The sequence below is a fragment of the Salinigranum sp. genome, from assembly GCF_041641895.1.
Classification (GTDB): Archaea; Halobacteriota; Halobacteria; order Halobacteriales; family Haloferacaceae; genus Salinigranum.
Genome location: NZ_JBEPXO010000006.1, coordinates 17,679 through 36,950, shown reverse-complemented (window position 1 = coordinate 36,950; position 19,272 = coordinate 17,679). Strand labels below are relative to the sequence as shown.

Annotated in this window: 21 protein-coding genes; 11 read left to right on the top strand and 10 right to left on the bottom strand. The window is 68.1% G+C overall.

The annotated features are described in order from the left end of the window. Nucleotides 1-138: 138 nt before the first annotated feature. Nucleotides 139-1,278, top strand: coding sequence for a DUF63 family protein (locus ACESK5_RS02220; RefSeq protein ID WP_372909917.1), 1,140 nt, complete (start codon nucleotides 139-141; stop codon nucleotides 1,276-1,278). Nucleotides 1,279-1,460: 182 nt separating this feature from the next. Here the strand turns inward: ACESK5_RS02220 and ACESK5_RS02215 are convergent, their stop codons facing one another. The 3 genes from ACESK5_RS02215 to ACESK5_RS02205 form a co-directional block, all read right to left on the bottom strand. Then, nucleotides 1,461-3,164 (bottom strand): YcaO-like family protein, encoded by a 1,704-nt coding sequence (locus tag ACESK5_RS02215; protein WP_372909916.1) that lies wholly within the window; start codon nucleotides 3,162-3,164, stop codon nucleotides 1,461-1,463. 43 nt (nucleotides 3,165-3,207) lie between these two features. Continuing rightward, entirely contained in the window at nucleotides 3,208-4,032 is an 825-nt protein-coding gene (gene tbsP / locus ACESK5_RS02210) for a transcriptional regulator TbsP (protein ID WP_372909915.1), read from the bottom strand. A 144-nt stretch (nucleotides 4,033-4,176) separates the two neighbouring features. Next, nucleotides 4,177-6,225 (bottom strand): hypothetical protein, encoded by a 2,049-nt coding sequence (locus ACESK5_RS02205; RefSeq protein WP_372909914.1) that lies wholly within the window; start codon nucleotides 6,223-6,225, stop codon nucleotides 4,177-4,179. Between the two features lie 229 nt (nucleotides 6,226-6,454). Here ACESK5_RS02205 and glyA point away from each other — a divergent pair, with 229 nt between their 5' ends. The 5 genes from glyA to folD all read left to right on the top strand — a co-directional run bounded on the left by glyA (nucleotide 6,455) and on the right by folD (nucleotide 10,350). Then, nucleotides 6,455-7,705, top strand: coding sequence for a serine hydroxymethyltransferase (glyA, locus tag ACESK5_RS02200; RefSeq protein WP_372909913.1), 1,251 nt, complete (start codon nucleotides 6,455-6,457; stop codon nucleotides 7,703-7,705). A gap of 81 nt (nucleotides 7,706-7,786) precedes the next feature. Continuing rightward, nucleotides 7,787-8,416 (top strand): hypothetical protein, encoded by a 630-nt coding sequence (locus ACESK5_RS02195; protein WP_372909912.1) that lies wholly within the window; start codon nucleotides 7,787-7,789, stop codon nucleotides 8,414-8,416. A gap of 81 nt (nucleotides 8,417-8,497) precedes the next feature. Continuing rightward, a complete protein-coding gene (locus tag ACESK5_RS02190; RefSeq protein ID WP_372909911.1) occupies nucleotides 8,498-8,800 on the top strand; it encodes a DUF211 domain-containing protein in 303 nt (100 codons plus the stop codon). Beyond that, nucleotides 8,781-9,353: a VIT1/CCC1 transporter family protein gene (locus ACESK5_RS02185; protein ID WP_372909910.1), complete on the top strand. Its 573-nt coding sequence runs from the start codon at nucleotides 8,781-8,783 to the stop codon at nucleotides 9,351-9,353. The genes ACESK5_RS02190 and ACESK5_RS02185 overlap by 20 nt, the downstream gene beginning before the upstream one ends. A gap of 103 nt (nucleotides 9,354-9,456) precedes the next feature. Beyond that, nucleotides 9,457-10,350 carry a bifunctional methylenetetrahydrofolate dehydrogenase/methenyltetrahydrofolate cyclohydrolase FolD gene (folD, locus tag ACESK5_RS02180; RefSeq protein ID WP_372909909.1) on the top strand — a complete coding sequence of 298 codons (894 nt, stop codon included), beginning with the start codon at nucleotides 9,457-9,459 and terminating at the stop codon, nucleotides 10,348-10,350. A gap of 9 nt (nucleotides 10,351-10,359) precedes the next feature. Here the strand turns inward: folD and ACESK5_RS02175 are convergent, their stop codons facing one another. After that, on the bottom strand, nucleotides 10,360-10,599 hold the full coding sequence (locus ACESK5_RS02175) for a flagella cluster protein (protein ID WP_372909908.1): 240 nt from the start codon (nucleotides 10,597-10,599) through the stop codon (nucleotides 10,360-10,362). After that, nucleotides 10,596-11,306, bottom strand: coding sequence for a hypothetical protein (locus ACESK5_RS02170; protein WP_372909907.1), 711 nt, complete (start codon nucleotides 11,304-11,306; stop codon nucleotides 10,596-10,598). Before ACESK5_RS02170 ends, ACESK5_RS02175 begins: the two co-directional genes overlap by 4 nt. 71 nt (nucleotides 11,307-11,377) lie before the next feature. Here ACESK5_RS02170 and ACESK5_RS02165 point away from each other — a divergent pair, with 71 nt between their 5' ends. Beyond that, nucleotides 11,378-11,524 carry a hypothetical protein gene (locus ACESK5_RS02165; protein WP_372909906.1) on the top strand — a complete coding sequence of 49 codons (147 nt, stop codon included), beginning with the start codon at nucleotides 11,378-11,380 and terminating at the stop codon, nucleotides 11,522-11,524. Nucleotides 11,525-11,787: 263 nt separating this feature from the next. Here ACESK5_RS02165 and ACESK5_RS02160 read toward each other — a convergent pair whose 3' ends face one another. Beyond that, nucleotides 11,788-12,063 carry an amphi-Trp domain-containing protein gene (locus ACESK5_RS02160; RefSeq protein WP_372909905.1) on the bottom strand — a complete coding sequence of 92 codons (276 nt, stop codon included), beginning with the start codon at nucleotides 12,061-12,063 and terminating at the stop codon, nucleotides 11,788-11,790. Nucleotides 12,064-12,271: 208 nt separating this feature from the next. Between ACESK5_RS02160 and ACESK5_RS02155 the strand changes: the two genes are divergently transcribed. Then, the gene (locus ACESK5_RS02155) at nucleotides 12,272-12,559 is read left to right on the top strand and encodes a helix-turn-helix transcriptional regulator (RefSeq protein WP_372909904.1); all 288 of its coding nucleotides are present in this window, start codon (nucleotides 12,272-12,274) and stop codon (nucleotides 12,557-12,559) included. 20 nt (nucleotides 12,560-12,579) lie between these two features. Here ACESK5_RS02155 and ACESK5_RS02150 read toward each other — a convergent pair whose 3' ends face one another. Next, nucleotides 12,580-13,848 carry an AI-2E family transporter gene (locus ACESK5_RS02150; protein ID WP_372909903.1) on the bottom strand — a complete coding sequence of 423 codons (1,269 nt, stop codon included), beginning with the start codon at nucleotides 13,846-13,848 and terminating at the stop codon, nucleotides 12,580-12,582. 112 nt (nucleotides 13,849-13,960) lie between these two features. Here ACESK5_RS02150 and ACESK5_RS02145 point away from each other — a divergent pair, with 112 nt between their 5' ends. The 3 genes from ACESK5_RS02145 (at nucleotide 13,961) to ACESK5_RS02135 (ending at nucleotide 17,178) form a co-directional block, all read left to right on the top strand. Next, a complete protein-coding gene (locus ACESK5_RS02145; RefSeq protein ID WP_372909902.1) occupies nucleotides 13,961-15,232 on the top strand; it encodes an MgtC/SapB family protein in 1,272 nt (423 codons plus the stop codon). A gap of 61 nt (nucleotides 15,233-15,293) precedes the next feature. Then, entirely contained in the window at nucleotides 15,294-16,646 is a 1,353-nt protein-coding gene (locus tag ACESK5_RS02140; RefSeq protein ID WP_372909901.1) for an aspartate aminotransferase family protein, read from the top strand. Nucleotides 16,647-16,743: 97 nt separating this feature from the next. Then, nucleotides 16,744-17,178, top strand: coding sequence for a universal stress protein (locus ACESK5_RS02135; RefSeq protein ID WP_372909900.1), 435 nt, complete (start codon nucleotides 16,744-16,746; stop codon nucleotides 17,176-17,178). A gap of 16 nt (nucleotides 17,179-17,194) precedes the next feature. On the opposite strand, the gene fen is transcribed toward ACESK5_RS02135, so the two are convergent. The 3 genes from fen to ACESK5_RS02120 form a co-directional block, all read right to left on the bottom strand. Continuing rightward, nucleotides 17,195-18,175: a flap endonuclease-1 gene (fen, locus tag ACESK5_RS02130; protein ID WP_372909899.1), complete on the bottom strand. Its 981-nt coding sequence runs from the start codon at nucleotides 18,173-18,175 to the stop codon at nucleotides 17,195-17,197. Between the two features lie 66 nt (nucleotides 18,176-18,241). Then, complete coding sequence (locus ACESK5_RS02125; RefSeq protein ID WP_372909898.1) at nucleotides 18,242-18,487, bottom strand: hypothetical protein; 246 nt, start codon at nucleotides 18,485-18,487, stop codon at nucleotides 18,242-18,244. Nucleotides 18,488-18,519: 32 nt separating this feature from the next. Then, nucleotides 18,520-19,143 carry a GNAT family N-acetyltransferase gene (locus ACESK5_RS02120; protein WP_372909897.1) on the bottom strand — a complete coding sequence of 208 codons (624 nt, stop codon included), beginning with the start codon at nucleotides 19,141-19,143 and terminating at the stop codon, nucleotides 18,520-18,522. Between the last annotated feature and the right edge of the window lie 129 nt (nucleotides 19,144-19,272).

Genomic DNA, 19,272 nt, shown 5'->3' with positions numbered 1-19,272 from the left:
CGGATGATATATTAAATCTGTAACATAACTGTCCAGCATGGTTGAAGATACCGGTTCCAGGGGTGTCTACCGACCCAGATGCAGCCCAAGCGCACGAGACCAGAAGGGTATTAATCGGCGGGTGCCGGACTCCATCACATGGCAACGGTCGCAGACCGCGTCGGACTCGACCCTGAACGACTGTGGGGCGTGCTGGTAGCGGTCCTCACCGTCGCGCTCGTCGGCGGTTCGGTGGCGTTCCCCCGTGCCGTCTACGACAGATTCGTCTGGCAGTACTTCTGGGGGCCGGTCGAAGCCGACGCGCAGTCGGCGTTCTGTGCGGTTCGGACCGCGGCCGGGACGGAGTACCTCGGGAGCGCCTCCGCGTGCGAGACCGCGACCGGTGTGGTCGCGTACCCCGGCTACACGCTCGTCTCCGAAGTCGGCTACATGATCGTCCTGCTCATCGCGCTCGCGGGCGTCGTGTTTCTCATGCGCCGCCTCGATATCGGGCGCGAGCGGCGGTTCTTCTACGCGCTCATCCCGTTCGTCTTCTTCGGCGGTGCCCTCCGCGTCGTCGAGGACGCCAACGACACGCCCGGCACCGCGGACGCGCTCCTTTCCTACCCGCTGAACACGCTCTTCATCAGCCCCGTCATCTACTTCACCGTCTTCTTCGTGACGCTCGCCGCCGTCGTCCTCGCTGTCGTCCTCGAACGACGTGGTTCGGTCGACGACTATCAGGACCCGCTCTTCGGCGTGGGACTCGTCGTCCTCGTCGCCACCCTCGGCTACCTCGGGTTCCTGGCTGCGACGGGCAGGAACAGCGTGACGTTCTACCCGCAGGTCATCGTCACCATGCTCGTCGGGGCGACAGTCGCCGCGCTCGTCACCTGGGCGCTCGTCGAGCGGTTCGCGCCTCAGGTCAACGCCGGCACGGGACTCATCGGCCTCGTCATCATCTGGGGCCACGCAGTCGACGGCGTCGCCAACGTCATCGGTCTCGACTGGATGACCGCACTCGGGGCCGGACCGAACCTCGTGCCCAAACATCCCGTCAACCAGTTCGTCGTCGACTTCACCGCGGCGACGCTCCCTCCCTCGGTGCTGGCCGTGACGGGCGACGCGTGGCCGTTCCTCCTCGTGAAACTGGTCGCCGCGACGTTCGTCGTCTGGGTGTTCGAAGACGGTGTCTTCGAGGAGTCGCCCCGGTACACGATGCTGCTGCTCGTCGCCGTCCTCGCGGTGGGCCTCGGCCCGGGGACGCGCGACATGCTCCGGGCGACGATCGGGGTCTAGTCGGACCGCCAGAACGGCCGTGTCCCCCGTCTCCAGTTCGGGACCCCGTCGGTCACTATATGTACGATGACGCGGCCAGGCGGGGTGTGCGGTGAGAGCGACCGGGGGGCGTCACGCGGCAGTGCGGCACACCGCCTCCCGACGACCGGAGACGAGCGGGTGCCGCCTGTCCGCCTCCGTCGTCACGGGTAGGGGTGGTACTCCCTCTCGAGACGCGGGTCGAACCCCAGCTCCCTCGGCACCGACTCGGCCCGTTCGGCGAAGAACGGCTCGCCCGTGAAGAGCGGCTGTGCCTCCGGAATCAGGACGCGAACGGCCTCGAAGCCCAGACCCGCGACGTCGCGCGTAGTCGTCCGCGCGGCGTAGGCGTCGAGGCCGGCCTCGGTCACACGGTCGACGACTGCGGCCAGTTCTGTCTCGCCGTCGGGCAGCGGTTCGGGACCGACTGACGCCGCGGGGACGGTGACGTCGACGTCGACGAATCGCTGTGCGTGCGGGGGGAACGCGGCGTAGTTGCCGATGGCGGCCTTCTCCTCCGCGGCCTGCTCGGGTCCCATCGCCCGCAACTCCATCCAGTTCTGGAGCGCCTCGGCGAGGGCGCTCCGCGCGGCGTCGACCGGGTCGAGGCTGGCCCCCGACCCCATCGCGAAACGGGGCCAGGCGTCGTCGGACGACCGTTCGGGGTCGCGATGGACCGCGACACCGACTACGGGGACGTCGACGTCCTGCGTCACCAGTAACGGCGTCACGGTCAACTCCTCGGCCCGTGCGCGCTTGACGAGCGTCTCGAACCGGTCGTCGTCGACGGCGAGTCCGAGCGGTTCGAACGTCGAGTACCACGCGAGCATCGTCGCGTCGCGTTCGACGACCTCGTACAGACCCGAGAGCAGCGCCTCGACGCCCGAGTTGCCGAGGCCCAGCCCCGTCGTGATGGCCGGTTTGTGTCGTTCTTCCGGGGGTGGGTAGTGGACGAACTCCGCCGGCAGGGAGACCTCCTCGCCCGTCACGAGGTGTTCGCCCTCGACCCAGGGGATCGGTTCCTCGCGGTCGACCTGTCGGTACCCGTCCGGACGGGCGAACCGCGCGGGGGAGACGGGTCGTGCCCGGTTCGTCTCCGGCGCGACGACGAACTCGGACTGTCGGTAGACGCCAGCACAGTACCGTTCGAGGCCCTCGCCGAGTGCCTTCACGAACGCCCGGTCCCAGTCGGGGTCGGCGCCGGCGGCGAACGCCGCCGCGCGGGCGTCGCTGTACCTCGTCGTATCGGCGGTTCGGGCCAGGTAGTACGGGATGGGGAACGACTCGCGTTCACCGACCTGCGTGAGCAGGCCGACCCGGGCGTCCAGGGCCTGCTCCGCACGGGCGAGCGCGTCGTTGAGGGGGACAGACCGCCACGAGCGGTCGAGGGTCCGGTCGCGTCGACCGTCGGGAACCGGGAAGAACTGTCGCTCCTCCCCCGGCACCTCGACGACGGTCCCACCGAGCGGGTCGCCGGCGAGGAGCCGAACTGCACGCCGTCCCGCGACGGCCCCCGCGAACCGAACGGCGCTTCGGTCGCCGGACGGACGAGACGCCGTCTCGTCGACGGTCGAAGCGACGCGGAGCGAGAGGTCCGCGAACCGAGCCGACTCCGACGTGTACACTGACACGGCCGCGTCGACGCCTCCGAGCGGGTGGCCGCCGACGCCGCCGATTTCGCAGGCGACGAGCCGATCGCACACGTCGTCGGCCTGTGTGAACTGTTCGGCGCCGGTGGGAGCGACGACGACGCCGAGGTCCGTCTCGGACAGTGCCTCGGGGTCGGTCGTCACAGTCGCGTCGACGTCCGAGAGGGCGGCCCGGGCCGCCTCGGCGGCGGGTCCCGAACCGACGAGTCCGACGTTCATACGCGAACGTCGGGGGAGGGGGGGAAAAGCGCGGGGGTTCCGTCTACGTCAGGAGGCTCTGGGCGACGCCGGCGAGCTGGTCGGCGTCCGCCTGCCGGAGCCGGTCGTCGCCGAGTTTCAGCCGGAGTCGCGGACGACCGACGTCGATGGGCACTTTCTCGGTGTCGACGAGGCCGAGGTCCTCGAGCTTCGTCTTCGTGCGCGAGAACGTCGCCTTCGACGCGATTCCGACGTCCTCGCCCCACTTCGAGATGTCGTAGAGGAGGATGTCGTTCTTCGCGGCGACGAGGAGACTGATGGTCACCTCGTCGAGGCCCTGGCCGTCACCGCGTGCGGTCTGCAGCGACGAGAGCACGGTGTCGAAGTCCGTCCGGACGCCCTCGGAGAGTTCAGTCTCGAGCGACTCTCGGACGACGGAGATGGAGGGCGTCCGGAGCTTGAACTCCGGCGCCTCCTCCCAGGCCGTGGTGTACGTGTCGTACGCCGAGGTGACGAACTCCTCGTCGTCGGTCACCAGTGCCGCGACGCGCTCACCGGTTGTCACCAGCGACAGCACGGCGCGTTCCGTGACGATGAGCGACGTCTGACCGTCCGCGTCTCCGGTCGTGAGCGAGAGGGTTCCCTCCTCGACCAGGTCGGCGGCGTTGCTCGCCACGATGAAGTCGTCGACGACGTCCTTCAACAGGGACTCGTCGGCGATGACCCGGACCGTCGGGAGTTCGTCGTCGGACTGTGTCGCGACGGAGACGAGCGACTCGAGGACGTCCGCCGTCGGGTTGACTACGAGTAGTTCGGACTCTCCCTCCGAGAGTACCTCACCCAGGATATCCTCAATCCCCTCCGCGATTAAATTTGAGGCAATAACCATATTAGAAATATCGTTCTGGACCTATTTAATCTTACCGCATACAGAGTATCACGGTACGGCGGCGTACGGGTATTTCAATGCCCCTGAGTGCTAAATACAATTTTGCTGTTTCAGAAATCATACCATTAAATATCAGGGCAATTTTTAACCCGATATCTGACCGACGAGGTCCGTCGACCACTGGATGTCTCCGTCGAAGATGACGGGGAGGTCTACCTGCCGGACGAACCGCTCCGTGTCGGCCGCGGAGAGCGTCACCTCCGACTCCGCACCGAACAGTCGAGGCTGTCCGTCGAGTGGTTCTGGCAGGCGGAAGACGTCGCCGGTGACCCGAGGTGAGGACGCGTCGAACGTCACCCGGTACGACTCGCCCTCGTCGACAGGGGCGATGGTCGCCGCCAGCGGGACTGTCTCGGGTGCCCCGCTGAGCTTGTGCGTGCCGTCCCCGACGACGGTGTAGTCGTGCCCCATGATGATGCGGCGGCGGGCCAGATTGAGCGCACGCTCGATGCTGAACCCGTTGACCAGGAGTCGGACGAACGTCGTCCCGACCCGGGCCGCGTGGCCGTCGAGTACATTCTCGAACGTAACCGCACCGGAGACGCTCCCCTTCTGCACGAGGTTGATGCCCTCGTAGTAGGAGCCGCAAGCGTTGAGGAAGAACGTCTCCGCGCCGGACCGTTCGAGCGTCGCCGTCGAGAGGGCCCCGTCACGACACTGGAGGCCGTTCTCCTCGCAGTGACCGACGAAGTGAACGAAGTCGTGGTCGGACTCGAACACCGTCGCGAGTTCGGCCCGACTGAGCTGTTCACGGACGGAGACCTCGATGTCGAGGTCGGCCGTCCCGCGGCGGTAGATGTCCGCCGCGTCGTCGTGTTCCGAGGACATCTCCGCGTCGTTGAGCACGGCGACGACCGACGTCGACTGCGCGCTCGGCTTCTCGGCCGAGCGGTGTTCGTACGCCTCCGGCAGCGTCTTGAACACGTCGATGGGGATGCCGTCCGCGAGCCACCCGTGTGCTCGTCCCGGTCCCAGAATCGGTTTGACCGGCTCGATTCGGGCCGACTCGTCCGTGGCCGTCCGGTAGAAGTCGTCGAGCGAGCGGCGCAGCCGTTCGTTCCCCTCCAGGGGCTGAGACTCCGGCGTGAAGACGTGCGGGAGGTTCGAGACGACGTGCGGGAGCGTCTGGACGTGGTCGTACGACGGCTCGATGTACATCGACAGGTGCCACTCGGGGAGGTCCGGCGAGATGAGGTCGAACGGAACGTCCAGATACGTCTCGACGCGCTCGCCGATGAGTGCCGTCGCGACGTCGTCGGGGTCCAGCGGGAGCCGTTCGAGCAGGTGGTGTTCGGCCAGACGGTCGTTCCCCGGCACCGCCTCACGGACGAGACAGTCGAGGAGGAAGACGCGTCGGAGCAGTTCCGCCGTCTCGTACTGGAACCCTGGCATCGTGTCCAGCCGACGCTCCACGGCGGCGGTACGCAGCGTGGGCGTCGCGTCCGCTTCCACCTCGACCGTCGCGTCGAGGTAGTGTGCGAGCGACGACGCGGTGAAGACGTAGCGCAGCGACGGGGGAACGGTGATGCTGACGTCGCTCTGTCCCCGGCGCCGCGCGAACTCCGCCGGGATGTGCGTCTCCTCGGCGAACTCGACGAGTGGTGGGTGGCGACGCATCCGCGAGTGCGAACGGGCGGCCGTCGTCGTCAGCGTCGCCGCCGACAGCGTCGACACGGCCTTCGCGGCGCCCTCGGGCGTCCGAGGGACGGTGATGGTTCCCGGTGGGCGGTCGTCCCGTTCGGTGAAGCCGACGCGAACGGGCGTCGCCGCGGGAAACGAGAGCCTCGCTGCCTCCGGCGACTTCGACACGCGAGCGGCAGACCTGAACGAGACCCAGGCCTCGACGACCGAGTCGACTCGAACCTCGTACGCGCCGGGGGGGAGCGAGTCGTCGCCCGCAACCTCCCTGGACCGACCGGTGTCGCGACGGGTGACGGTCACCCGTCCGGGCGGGAGTTCCAGCGCCGTCGCTCTCCCGACGACGCTGTCGGCGACCGATTCACGAATCGACGGGGGGTCGTCCCCCGGTGGTGGGCCGTCGCCCACCCGCCAGTCCGCCGCGCGGACGGTGACGGACGGGCGCAACCGGCCGACGGCAGCGACACCGTCGTCCGTGGCCTCCGCACGGAGCATTCAGATTCGACAGGATTCGCTCACGTATATATCTGTCGTGAAAGTGAGTAATTACCTTTTGTTTACCGAACTTTTGGCGGTAATTTGTGGTGGAAGCGTCGTGAGATGAGCCGGCTGAGTGGTTGAATTTAGCACGTTCGACCGCCGTCGATGAGACACGGGACGGACCCGAGGCGACCACTGCGACGGAGTGAACAGGCTTATGTCCGACTCACCCGGGAAGTCAGATATGAACGACGAACACGTCCGGGCGGTCGACCCCGCGGTGGCCGACGCCCTGGCTGGCGAGGAGGAGCGACAGGAGCGGACGCTCGCGATGATCGCGAGCGAGAACCACGCCTCGAAGGCCGTCCTCGAGGCGCAGGGGTCGGCGCTCACGAACAAGTACGCCGAGGGGTACCCCGGGTCGCGCTACTACGCGGGCTGTGAACACGCCGACGAGGTAGAGGAACTGGCCATCGAACGCGCGAAGGAACTGTGGGGCGCCGAACACGTCAACGTCCAGCCGCACTCGGGGACCCAGGCGAACATGGGCGTCTACCTCGCGATGCTCGACCCCGGCGACAAGGTCCTGTCGCTGGAACTGAACCACGGCGGCCACCTCTCCCACGGCCACCCCGCGAACTTCGCCGGGCAACTGTTCGAGGTCGAACAGTACCAGGTCGACCCCGAGACGGGCTACATCGACTACGAGTCGCTGGAAGAGACGGCCGAGGCGTTCGAACCGGACATCGTCGTGTCGGGGTACTCCGCCTACCCGCGGGCCGTCGACTGGGAGCGCATCCAGGCTGCCGCCGACAGCGTCGGTGCGTACCACCTCGCCGACATCGCCCACATCACGGGCCTCGTCGCCGCCGGTGTCCACCCCTCGCCCGTCGGAATCGCGGACTTCGTCACGGGGTCGACCCACAAGACCATCCGGGCGGGTCGGGGCGGCATCATCATGACGCAGGAGGAGTACGCCTCCGAAATCGACAAGGCCGTCTTCCCCGGCGCGCAGGGCGGCCCCCTCATGCACAACATCGCGGGCAAGGCCGTCGGGTTCAAGGAGGCGCTCGAACCCGAGTTCACCGAGTACGCCGAACAGGTCGTCTCGAACGCGGAGACGCTCGCCGACACGTTCGCCAACCACGGCCTCGAAGTCGTCTCCGGCGGCACGGACACCCACCTCGTCCTCGTCGACCTCCGCCCCTCCCACCCCGACCTCACTGGCGGGACTGCGGAGGAGGCGCTCGAACGGACCGGTATCGTGCTCAACGCGAACACCGTCCCCGGCGAGACGCGCTCGCCGTTCAACCCCTCGGGTATCCGGGCCGGCACGGCCGCGCTCACGACCCGCGGGTTCGGCAACAGCGAGGTCAGAGAGGTCGGCGAACACATCGTCCGCGTCGTCGACAACCCCGACGACGAGGGCGTCCTCGGCGAGGTGAGCGACCGGGTGACCGAACTCTGCGCGGCACACCCGCTCTACCGGGAGTAGGCGCGAGACCCCGGTGGCGCCGGGCGTCTACCGCGCACGACCGCCGGCGGACTTATTCGGCGGGCGACACACGAGGTCGGTATGTCGTCCGTACCGTCGCGTCGACGCGTGCTCTCGGGACTCCTCCTCGCCCTCGTCGCTGGCTGTAGCGGGGCGCCGAGCGGAACGGAGAGCGAGTCAGGCGACACCGCGGCGGGGCCCACCGAGACAGCCGCGACGGGTGCGCGAACGTCCACGCCCGACGCGACGAGGACTACCACACCCAGTCCCGACTCCGCGTCGTCGCCAGCGGCCGACACGAGGACCACGACCGAGGCGGCGACGTCCGGGGACACCGACCTCGACCTGCGCGAGGCGAACGTGGTCGATGTCGCGTTCGAAGGCTCGGGTGGCTCCTACCGGTTCGACGTGACGCTCTACCACGACGACGACGGGGAGTCCGGCTACGCTGACTGGTGGCAGGTCGAGACGCTCGACGGGGAGCAACTGGGCCGCCGCACGCTGTTGCACGCCCACAGCACGGCCCCGTTCACCCGGTCAGAGACGGTCTCGGTCCCCGAGGGAGTGCGGTACGTCGTCGTCCGCGGCCACGACCAGACCCACGGCTACGGCGGGCAGGCGATGGTCGTCGACCTGGAGACGGGTGCGCCCGAACCGGTCCGACAGGGACCGGAGCCACGGGAGTTCTCGGGATACGAACCGGACGGCTGAGTCTCACCTGTGAGACCGCGTCCCGACCGAAGCGGTCGGGGGTCCGACAGGATATTGTCACCCGGGGGTGTAGGCCGGGACATGGCATCCATCCGCCGGCTCGTCCTCGACGTGTTGAAACCCGTCGAGGTGCCGACCGTCTCGTTCGCCCAGGAGTTGAGTGACCTCGACGGCGCCGACGCCGCGGTCGTTCGACTCGTCGAGACCGACCGCGAGGTCCAGAACGTCGTCCTCGTCGTCGAGGGCGAGAACGTCGACTTCGAGCGCGTCGAGGAGTCCATCGAGTCGCTCGGCGGGACGCTGCACTCCGTCGACGAGGTGGCCTGTGGCGCGTTCGTCCCCGAGAGAGACCGGGCTCCCACGGATGCCACGTGGCTTCGTTGAGCGGCTCCGGGCGGTCGAGTTCGGGGCCCTCTCGCGGCGCTACTTCGTCTCGAACGGGTTCGACGGCGCGCTGACCTGCGTCGGTCTCGTGGTCGGGGCGTTCCTCTCGGGCGTCACGGACGGGGTGACCGTCGTCCGCGTCGGTGCCGGTGCGGCCGTGGGGCTGGCGACGTCGGGCGTCTGGAGTGTCTGGGAAATCGAACGCGCCGAGAAGCGCGCCGAACTCGAACAGCTGGAGGCGGCGATGCTCGCCGACCTGGAGGGGACGGGGCCCGACCACCGACGGCGGCGCGAGCGGGTGGTGAACGCCGTCGCCAGCGGCGCGGGTCCCGTCCTCGGCGTGCTGGTCCCCCTCGTCCCGTTCCTCCTCGAGGGCCCCGTCCTCACGATGACCGAGGCGACGCTCGTCGCCGTCGCGACGGCCGTCGCCATCCTGTTCGGTTTCGGCGCGTTCCTCTCCCGGGAGTCAGACCAGTGGTGGGTCGTCGCGGGCCTGCGGATGGGCGCCGCGGGACTGTTCGTCGCGCTGCTCACGCTCGTCCTCCCCGGATGAGGCGAGTCCGAGCGTGCGCGGCCGTGTCGTCTCCTCGCTGTCTCGCCCATCAGTCACCCTCGAATCCGAACCGTTGAAGTCCCGGCCGCTCCCCCCTCCCGACGTGACCAACATCATCGACGGCAACGCCGTCGCGAGCGAGGTCAGAGACGGCCTCGGCGACGCCATCGAGACGCTGACCGATGCGGGCGTGACGCCCGGTCTCGCCACCGTGCTGATGAGCGAAGACCCGGCCAGCGAGACGTACGTCTCGATGAAACAGCGCGACTGCGCCGAGGTCGGAATCGAGGCGTTCGACTACGAACTCGACCCCGACACCCCCGCCGAGGAACTGTACGACCTCATCGACGAGTTGAACGGGCGCGAGGAAGTCCACGGCATCCTCGTCCAGATGCCCGTCCCCGACCACGTCGACTCGCGCGGCGTCCTCCGCCGAATCGACCCCGCGAAAGACGTCGACGGCTTCCACCCCGAGAACGTCGGGCGACTCGTCGCCGGCGACGCACGCTTCAAGCCGTGTACGCCCCACGGCATCCAGAAGCTGCTCGAAGCCACGGGGGTCGACCCCGAGGGGAAGGAGGCAGTCGTCGTCGGGCGTTCGGACATCGTCGGCAAGCCGATGGCCAACCTCCTCGTCCAGAAAGCGCCGGGCGGGAACGCCACCGTGACCGTCTGTCACTCCCGGACGGGTGACCTCGGCGAGCACACGCGCCGCGCGGACATCGTCGTCGCCGCCTGCGGCGTGCCCGAACTGGTCACGGGTGACATGCTCACCGAGGGAACCGTCGTCGTCGACGTCGGGGTGAACCGCGTCGAGGCGGACACCGAGAAGGGGTACGAACTGGTCGGCGACGTCGAGTTCGAGTCGGCGAAGGAGAAAGCCAGCGCCATCACGCCCGTCCCGGGTGGCGTCGGTCCGATGACTCGCGCGATGCTGCTGTGGAATACCGTCAAGTCCGCCGCCGAGGCCGAGGACGTCGACGTCACCCTCCCCTGACGCGCCGGGTCAGTCCTCGTCGGCGTCGTGTGTGAAGAGCAGCAGTCGCTCGTCGGCGTGGGCCACACAGAACCCCACGGGCCGAGAGGGGCGGAACGACTGCGCCTCGCGCGTCGCGTAGAACTCGTCGAACGGGTCACCACAGACCGGACACGCGACGGCGTCGCGGTTCTCGTACAGCACCGACACCCCCGTGTCTGTGACGAGTTTCAGTCGGTGCCGCACCGCGTGTTCGTCGAACGTCGTCATCGGAGCCGCGAGAGTCGGTCGGTCGCCGTCGCCAGTGCCGTCTCGTCGTCGTCTCTGAGTGCCCGGGAGACGTCCTGCGTCGCCACGAGGAGCGCCTCGCTCTCTTCGAGGGGGACGTCACCGCCGAGCGCACGCGTCCGCTTGACGCGCTCCGAGACGGTGCCCAGAACCTGCCGTGCCCCGGGGTCCGGGTTGTCGTCGAGCCACGCCAACACCTCTCGGCGGTACTCGTCGACAGCCTCCGCGAGCGCCAGCCCCCGTGCCGCCCGCATCGACCGGGGGACCGTGTCGACGTCGGGCCGGTCGCCGACGTCCGCGCCACGCAGGAGCGAGAGCAGGTAGAGTTCCTCGTCGTCGGTCCGGTCACCGGCGCGGACCAGCACGTCGACAACGTGGAGGAGTTCGGTCGCCGCGAGGTAGGTGGCGTCGAGCGGCAGGAGGTCACCCCCCCGGATGAACCCCCGTTTCGTTCGATAGCGCCGGAGGTCACGCTTGAGGTCGTCAGCGGCGTCGGCGAGGTCACCAGCGTCGACGGCGCGCCGGTGTGGAGAGAGGTCGAGCGACGTCGGCGTGTCGGTGTGCTGCGTCCGGTCGTCGACGCCGACGCTCCGGAGGCTCCCGCAGGCGGGACAGTCGACCGCGCCCGTCTCGTAGTACGACCACTGGTGGCCGCAGTCGCGACACTCCCGTCGGCCTCTGACTCTCATGCCACCTCGTAGGAGAGGGGCGGAAAAAAGCACGGCGGAGCGGTGAAGACGCTCGCGTCCGAAGGGGGTGCATGCGCTCCGAAGCGGAGATCAGAGAGCAGTACGAGTTTCTCGCAGAACAGCTCGACTCCGAGGAGATGCGACACGAGGGCGTCCGCGAGATGTTCACCTACTACCGACGCGCGCTCGGCTGGGTGCTCGAAGAAGAACACATGTGACGACCCGGAGAGAGACACCCCTCTCGAGTTGCCCTCCCGGAGTGTGACCGAACCGGTCACGATTTCCACGCTTCGAGCGGACCAGTCACGAATCGACGACACTGTCACGCGTGCCCATCCCGGTCAGTGTTCGGAACGTTTAAGTGAAAGACGTGGCTACGTGGGAGTGACGCTTCGCTTTGGAGGGCCGAAGCGTCAGCGGGGACCAATTCAGGGCGGCAAGCATCACGCGATTTTCGCGTGGCTTGCTTTCCTTTTCGACGCTACGACACGTCGAGCGACGAGTCCGTGTCGCTCGCGCCTTCGTCCCACTCGAGTTCGAGTTCGAGGCTCAGTTCTGCCGCACCACTCGACGACGTCTCGCGTTCGACTTTGACCTCGAAGACGGGCCGTGCGGGCACCGAGAGCGTCTGTGACTGCTCCCCCGCCGAGAGCGTGACCTCCCCGTCGGCGTCGAGGCGGTCGGCGACGGTTCGGAGGTAGGTTGCGATCTCTGCGCGCGACTGTGCCGATTCGGACTTGAACAGGGTCTCTTCCATGTCCGTGTAGACGCGTCGACAGGTGAAGTGTCCTCCGGTGCCGGCACCCGTCACCCATCCGACATTGGTCTGTCAGGGGTGTCACTCGTGGGTCGGTCCGCTTCGACCCCTCGTCACCGCCGGACGTGCGATGTCAATCGTCCGTGATATACCAGAAATTCGATACACTTATTCGTCTCGCACTCGAAGTATAATATCGAAGATAATAATGTACGATCTGACAGGGTTCCAGCGTGACCTCCTCTACGTGATTGCCGGGCTGGACGAGCCCCACGGACTCGCCATCAAGGAGGAACTCGAGGACTACTACGAGAAGGAGATACACCACGGACGGCTCTATCCGAATCTCGACACCCTGGTCGAGAAGGGTCTCGTCGAGAAAGGTCAGCGAGACAGACGGACGAACTTCTACACGTTGACACGCCGTGGTCGCCGGGAGATTCGCGCCCGGAAGGACTGGGAAGCCCAGTACGTCGACGAATCCTTCGGCGAGTGACCTACCCGGTCACGGAAGCGTCACCCGTCGGACTCGCCAGTCCGGTCTGACCCGTCTCGCTTGTCCCCGTTCTCGCCACCGCGCTCCTCCGTGTCGGTAGCGTCGTCGACGTCGCTGCCGACGCCCTCACCGTCCGCCGACACCGTCGCATCCGCCGGCAGCGACGACTGTCCGACCACCGGGTCGACCGCCGGGTCGAGCGCGAACGGCTGGATGTCCCGTCCCTGGACCAGTTCCGGCAGGACGATACGGGCGAAGTGGAAGACGAGGACGAGGAGCATCGGCATGAGGAAGATGCCGTACCACCCGAACAGGAGCGGGCCGAACGTGTACGCGATCATCACGCTCCCGACGTGGAGGCTCCGGCCCGAGACGTACGGGCGGAGGACGAGGTCCGGGATGGTGTCGACCACGACGAAGGAGATGACGACGAAGGCGGCGACGAACCACAGCAGCTGTGGGTCGACGAGGAGCGTGACGACGGCCATGTAGAGCGCGACGGGGACGTAGACGAGCTTCATCCCCACCACGGGGATGATGCTGGCGACGCCGGCGAGGAGGCCGACCAGCGCCGCCGCCGGGACGGTCACTTCCGGTGCCGGCGAGAACACGTTGAGCAGGGTGTACGCGATGACGCCGATGGTCCCCGTGAGGACGGCGTTGAGGATGTTGCCGAAGAAGATGGCCTTGAGGTCGTGGTCGACGGCGGCCCCGTACGCGAGGACGACGCCCCGCTCGTCGCCGAACGTCGAGAGCGCCCAGTTCGTCAGCCGGCGGTCGTCGCGGAGCAGGTAGAACGCCAGCGCGATCATCACGAACAGGTGGACCGCGCCGATGCCGAAGAACGCGAGGGTGTCGACCGCCGACGAGAGCGACCGGGTGAGCTGGCCGACGACTTCGGCGGAGAGATACGACGAGGGGTCGACCTCGAGGAGTCGCTCCGGGTCCGTGATGGCGTTCAGCAGCTCCTGGTCGATGGGGTACTGCGAGAGGTCGAGCAGGCCGCTGTTGGTGTATCTGACGGCCTGCTGGACCACGATGGCGAGGGCGTACAGGACCAAGAGAATCGCCGGCAGCGCGAGCGCGAACAACGAGACTGCCGCGGCGAGGCTCGCCGGGCGGATGCGCCGACTGAGTCGGCGGTAGATGGGCCGTGTCGCGTAGTAGAGGAACAGGCCGAAGACGAAGGTGCCGACGAACGCGTGGACCACGAAGACGACTGCAGTCGCGAGCACGACGCCGAGCAACCACCACCCGAGTCGCGCTCGCTCGAGACCGAGGAGGGACATCGTTCTCACTCCACCAGCGCGTCACTTGAAGCTACCTCCGCTCGCACCTGCCGCTGGTCGGTCAGACGGCGGCGGGGAACAGTATATACTCTACTGTGATGAGTGTACTCATATGTTCACCCCGGCGCAGGTCGACATCGTGGTGGAGGAGTTGCTGGTCCAGCCGGCGGTGCTCCTCATCCTCGCCGCCCTGCTCGGACTGTTCCTCGGTCTCGAACGGGAGTGGTCGGACATCGACGCGGGGATGCGGACGTTCTCGCTCACCGGCCTCGCCGGCGGCGTCTTCACCCTCGTCGCCCGTGAGACGGGGTTCGAGGGGGCCTTCCTCGTCGGAGGGCTGTTCGTCGTCGTCCAGGCCGCGTCGCTGTCGCTCGCCGCTCTCCGTGAGGAGGGGTCGCTCCACCTCACGACGGCCGCCTCGCTCCTCGTCGCGTACGGCGTCGGGGCACTCGTGCTCATGGAGTTCGTCCTGGCCGGTGTCACCGTCGCCGTCGTCTCGTCGTTGCTCCTCGTGCTGAAGCGTGAACTCCACGACTTCGCCGGGGCGCTCACGCGGGACGAACTCCGCTCGGTCTCCGAGTTCGCCATCCTCGCGTTCGTCGTCTTCCCGCTCCTCCCCGCCGGCGACATCACCGTCCAGAGCGTCACGCTCGAACCGCGCATCGCGTGGCTCATGGTCGTCACCGTCGCCGGCATCGGCTTCGTCAACTACACCGTCGTCCGGACCTACGGCGGCATCGGCGTCGTCGTGACGGGCTTCTTCGGCGGCCTCGCCTCCTCCACTGCGGTGGTCGGGAGCACCCTCGACCACGTCCGGCGTCGACCCGAACTCGAAGCGTTCGCCGTCGCGGCCGTCCTCCTCGCCGACGCGGCGATGGCCGTCCGTAACCTCGTCATCACGCTGGCGTTCTCGCTGCCGTCGCCGCTGTTCGCGGCCGTGGTCCCGCTGGGCACGTTCGTCCTCGGGGCGGTCCTCGTCGCGCTGTTGACGGCGAACCGACACGAGTCGGTCGAACTGGACTTCGGGAGCCCCTTCTCGCTCCGGAACGCGCTGGGCTTCGGTGCCGTCTTCCTCCTCATCCTCGCCGCGGGAACGGCCGCCCAGACGGCGTTCGGGACGGCCGGCCTGTACGTGAGTTCGTTCGTCTCGGGACTGGTCTCCTCTGCGGGCGCGACGACGACGGCGGTCCTCCTCTACCGTGGAGGGAGCGTCACCGGACAGAGCGCGGTGGTCGCCGTCCTCCTGGCCACGACGGCGAGCGTGCTAGTCAAGACGGCGCTGGCTCTGGCCGGGCCGGACTCGTTCACCCGTGCCGTCGCCTGGTGGTCGGTCGTCCTGCTCGTCGCCAGCGGGGTGGCAACCGCGCTCGTGACGCTCGTGTGACCGAAGGGAGGTGAGGACCGCCCAGCGAACCGCTTTTGAACACCCTGGGCGTAGCACGGCCATGAATCGAGAGACGGCGGAGCCGCGGGTGGACGGGTTCCCCGGCACGCGTGCGGCGGAGTGGGTCGACTACCACCAGTCGACGGCCGCGCTCAGTACCTACGTGTACGACTTCGTCTGGGACCGAACCGCCCCCGCCGAGGGCCCGTTCTGCACCGACGTCGACGGCAACGTCCTCATGGACTTCACCAGCCACGTCGCGGCCGCCCCCCTCGGCTACAACAACCCCGACCTCCTAAACAGACTCCGCGAGTTCGACCTCGTCGACCCCCTGAAAGTCGCGGGACAGGACTTCTACGTCGCCGGCGGCCACCACCTCCCGGACGAGCAGGACGTCCCCGGGCCGGCCGGGTTGATGGACCGCCTCACGCGTCTCACCGACCAGTACGGGATGGACACCGTGTTCCTCTCGAACTCGGGAGCGGAAGCGATCGAGAACGCCATCAAGGTCGCCTACGACGACTCGGGCGGGGCGAAACACGGCGTCACGTTCGAGGGAGCCTTCCACGGTCGGACGCTCGGGGCGCTCTCGCTCAACCGCTCGAAAGAGAAGTACCGCCGGCACTTCCCCGAAGTGGCCGGGGTCGTCGACGTCCCCTTCTGCGACGACCGGACGTGCACGCCCGAGACGTGTTCGTGTGGGTTCTTCGTCGAGGAGGGGGAGACGTCGCGGCTGCGCCGGAAACTCGACCCCGACCGGGGACACCTCCCCCCGGAGGAAGTCGCGTACGTCGTCCTCGAACCCGTCCAGGGAGAGGGCGGCTACCGCTTCCCGAGCGAGGCGTTCACCGACGAGGTGGCTGCCCTCGTCGAGGAACACGACGTCACCCTCGTCGCCGACGAGATACAGACCGGCCTCGGCCGGACCGGGGAGTGGTGGGCCTCGGATCACTCGGCGCTCGAACCGGACCTCCTCTGCTCGGCCAAGGCGCTCCGGGTCGGGGCGACCGTCGGTCGAGAGGAACTGTTCCCCGACGAGGAGGGCCGCCTCTCGTCGACGTGGGGTGCGGGTGACCTCGTCGCCGCCGCACAGGGAGCGCTCACCATCGACGTCATCGAGGACCGCGACCTCCTCTCGAACGCCACTGCCCGGGGCACCCAGTTCGTCGAACTGCTCGCGGACGCCGACCGGTCCGTCGTCGAGGACGTCCGGGGACTGGGACTGCTGCTCGCTGTCGAGTTCGACACGGCCGAGCGACGCGACGCGGTGCAGGAGGCAGCGCTGGCCCGCGGCCTCCTCACCCTCGGCTGTGGCTACAAGACGCTCCGTGTCCTCCCACCGCTCGACGTGACCGAACGGGAGGTCGACCTCGGTGCGAACCTCGTCCTCGACGCCATCGACGACGTCTCCTGACCCCGTCCCGGCGACTCGGCGCGTCGATTCGTCACATCTCAGCCGACGGGAAGCGGTCGTTCGTGTTTTGTGGCCGGCTGTCGTACGGGCGTTCGCGATGTACCAGACTATCCTCCTGCCCACCGACGGGAGCGCCGGGTCCGAACTGGCCGTCGACCACGCGCTCGACCTCGCGGAACGGTACGACGCGACCCTCCACTTGCTCTACGTGGTCGACACGGACATCGTGAACCACTACGCGGGTATCGACGCCATCGAGGGCGTCGAACACGCCCTCGAGTCGCACGGCACGAGGGCGCTCGAAACGGCCGCCGCCCGCGCCACCGACGGGGGTGTCCCCGTCGAACAGCACGTCGTCGAGGGGTCGCCGCACGAGGCTATCCTCGACGCGATTCCGGTGGTCGGCGCGGACCTCGTCGTGATGGGGACCGAGCGGCGGGACGACGAGTACCGCCGTCTCGTCGGGAGCGTGACCGAGCGCGTCGTCCGCATGGCCGACGTCCCCGTCCACGTGGTGAAGGCCGCGGTCTGACGCGTCGCGTCGCGACTCAGGTCCAGCGGTCGAGACCAGTCTGGACGAGCGACTCCTCGATTCGCTCGAACCCCGTCTGGACCTCGCTCGCGTCGACCGCCCACTCCTCGACGACGTAGCGTCGGGCGGCCTCGACGTCGGGGTCGATGTCGACGTCGTACGCGTAGTCGTCAGTCACCGGCGGGTCCAAGAAGAGGTCGCGGACGCGGTCCGCGTTCGGGATGTGGTCGCCACGCGCGTCGAGGACGCCCCAGAGGTCGCCGTGTTCCCTGACCGCCTTCACCGCCGTCTTCGGTCCGACGCCTCTGATGCCCTGGTTGAAGTCGGTGCCACAGAGGATTGCCACGTCCACGAGTTGCTCCCACGTGAGGTCGTTCTCCTCGAGAGTGGCCTCGAGGCTCATCAACTCGGGGACGCCCTTGCTCGTCAGGCCGCGGAGGGTGTAGGGTGCGCCGAACAGCAGGGTGTCGTAGTCCTCGCTCCCCACGTAGTCGACGTCACCCGTCCGCGCCATGTACGACGCCTGCGCCTCGCCCTCGGCGGGCGCTTCGATGTACGGCACGTCGAGGAGCGAGAGGAGTTCGCGCGTCGTCTCCTGGATGACGGGGGTGAGCCGCTGGGTCCGGGCTTCGAGGCGGGCCGCCTCGACGGTGTCGCCGCGTTTTCTGGCGTCTTCGAGTCGCTCTCGGGCCTTCTCCTTCGCCTCCCGACGCTTCTCCACCTCGTCGTCCTTCAAGTCGGTGACGCCGCCGTCGAAGACGAAGACGGGCACGAGGTCGTGTTCGAAGAACTTGGGCAGGCCCTGGACGAGACCGACGAGGTTCGCCACCTCCTCGCCCTCGTCTGTCGTGTACACCTCGTCGCGGGTCCACTTGACCGTCGTCGTCAGATACCGGTAGAGCCAGTTGTGCGCGTCGACGGCGACCACACTCCCCGAGATGTCGTCCCACGCGACGTCCGTGAGGGCTGCGAGGCTGCGGAGGTCTGCGTTTCCCATTGTCGGGGTGTCGAGGCGGAACGTCTTAACGACACGGCGTCGCGGCCGTCGGCGGCGGGACTGACCTCAGACCGTCCTCCGGTCGGGGTCGTCGCGCTGCCAGCGGTAGACGACGACGGCGAGCAGGCCGCCGAAGAACGTCAGATACGTCAGCGCGCCGACGGCGAGCGCCCAGAACGCCGCGTCGTCTTCGCCGCGTCGCTCGGCGTCGGTGTAGACCCAGTACGCCAGGACGAACGGGACGACCAGGAGGAGCAGGCCGAGTAGCAGGAGTTCGGGACCGCCGGGGAGACCGAACTGGAGGGGGACCATGCCCGGATGGCTTCACGGCTCGCGCAGAAACCTCACTCGTCGCCCTCGCCGAGAGCGCCGACGCCTTCCGGTGGGCCCGCTCCCTCCCGCGACGCCAGGAAGGTCCGCTCTTCGGCACTCAGGTCCCGGGCACGGAAGACGTCCAGGCCGCGCTGGTAGGTGTCGGCGTCGACGCCGCTCCCGTCGAAGTCGCGGTCCAGCACGAGTTCGGCCAGGCCGGTCTCCCGGCCCGTGTAGGCGAACCCGACCTTCGAGAGCGCCTCGTAGGAGAAGACGTTGTTCACGGCGATGCGACACCGCTCGTAGCCGCGTTCGCGGGCCCGGTCGCAGACGAACGCGACGAGTCGCGGCCCGAGTTCCTCTCCCCGGCGGTCCGTCCGGACGGTGACGTACCGGAGCCACAGCGTCTCAGCGTCCGTCCGGTCCTCGTTGAACGCGACGGCGGCGACGACCGTCGGGTCGCCGATCTGTGGGGGTCCGTCCACCCCCACGTCGACGTCGAGTGGGTCCGTCGGGTCGCGGACGACCGCCACACCCGTCGACGAGGTGACGAACTTGCCGGCGTAGGCGAACCCGCGGTAGTCGAGTCGGAGTCGCGACCCGTCTTCTCCCCCTCCTCCGTGACCGTCGTGCCAGCCGAGGAACGCGTACTCCATACCGAGCACAGCACGACGAGCGGCCTGTGTCTTTCCCTCGGTCACCCAAACCCGACGGACCTGCCGGCAGCCTCCCGTGGGGACGGTCCATCACGACCCCGCCTGGCCCAGCGTGCGAGTGGCGGCGGC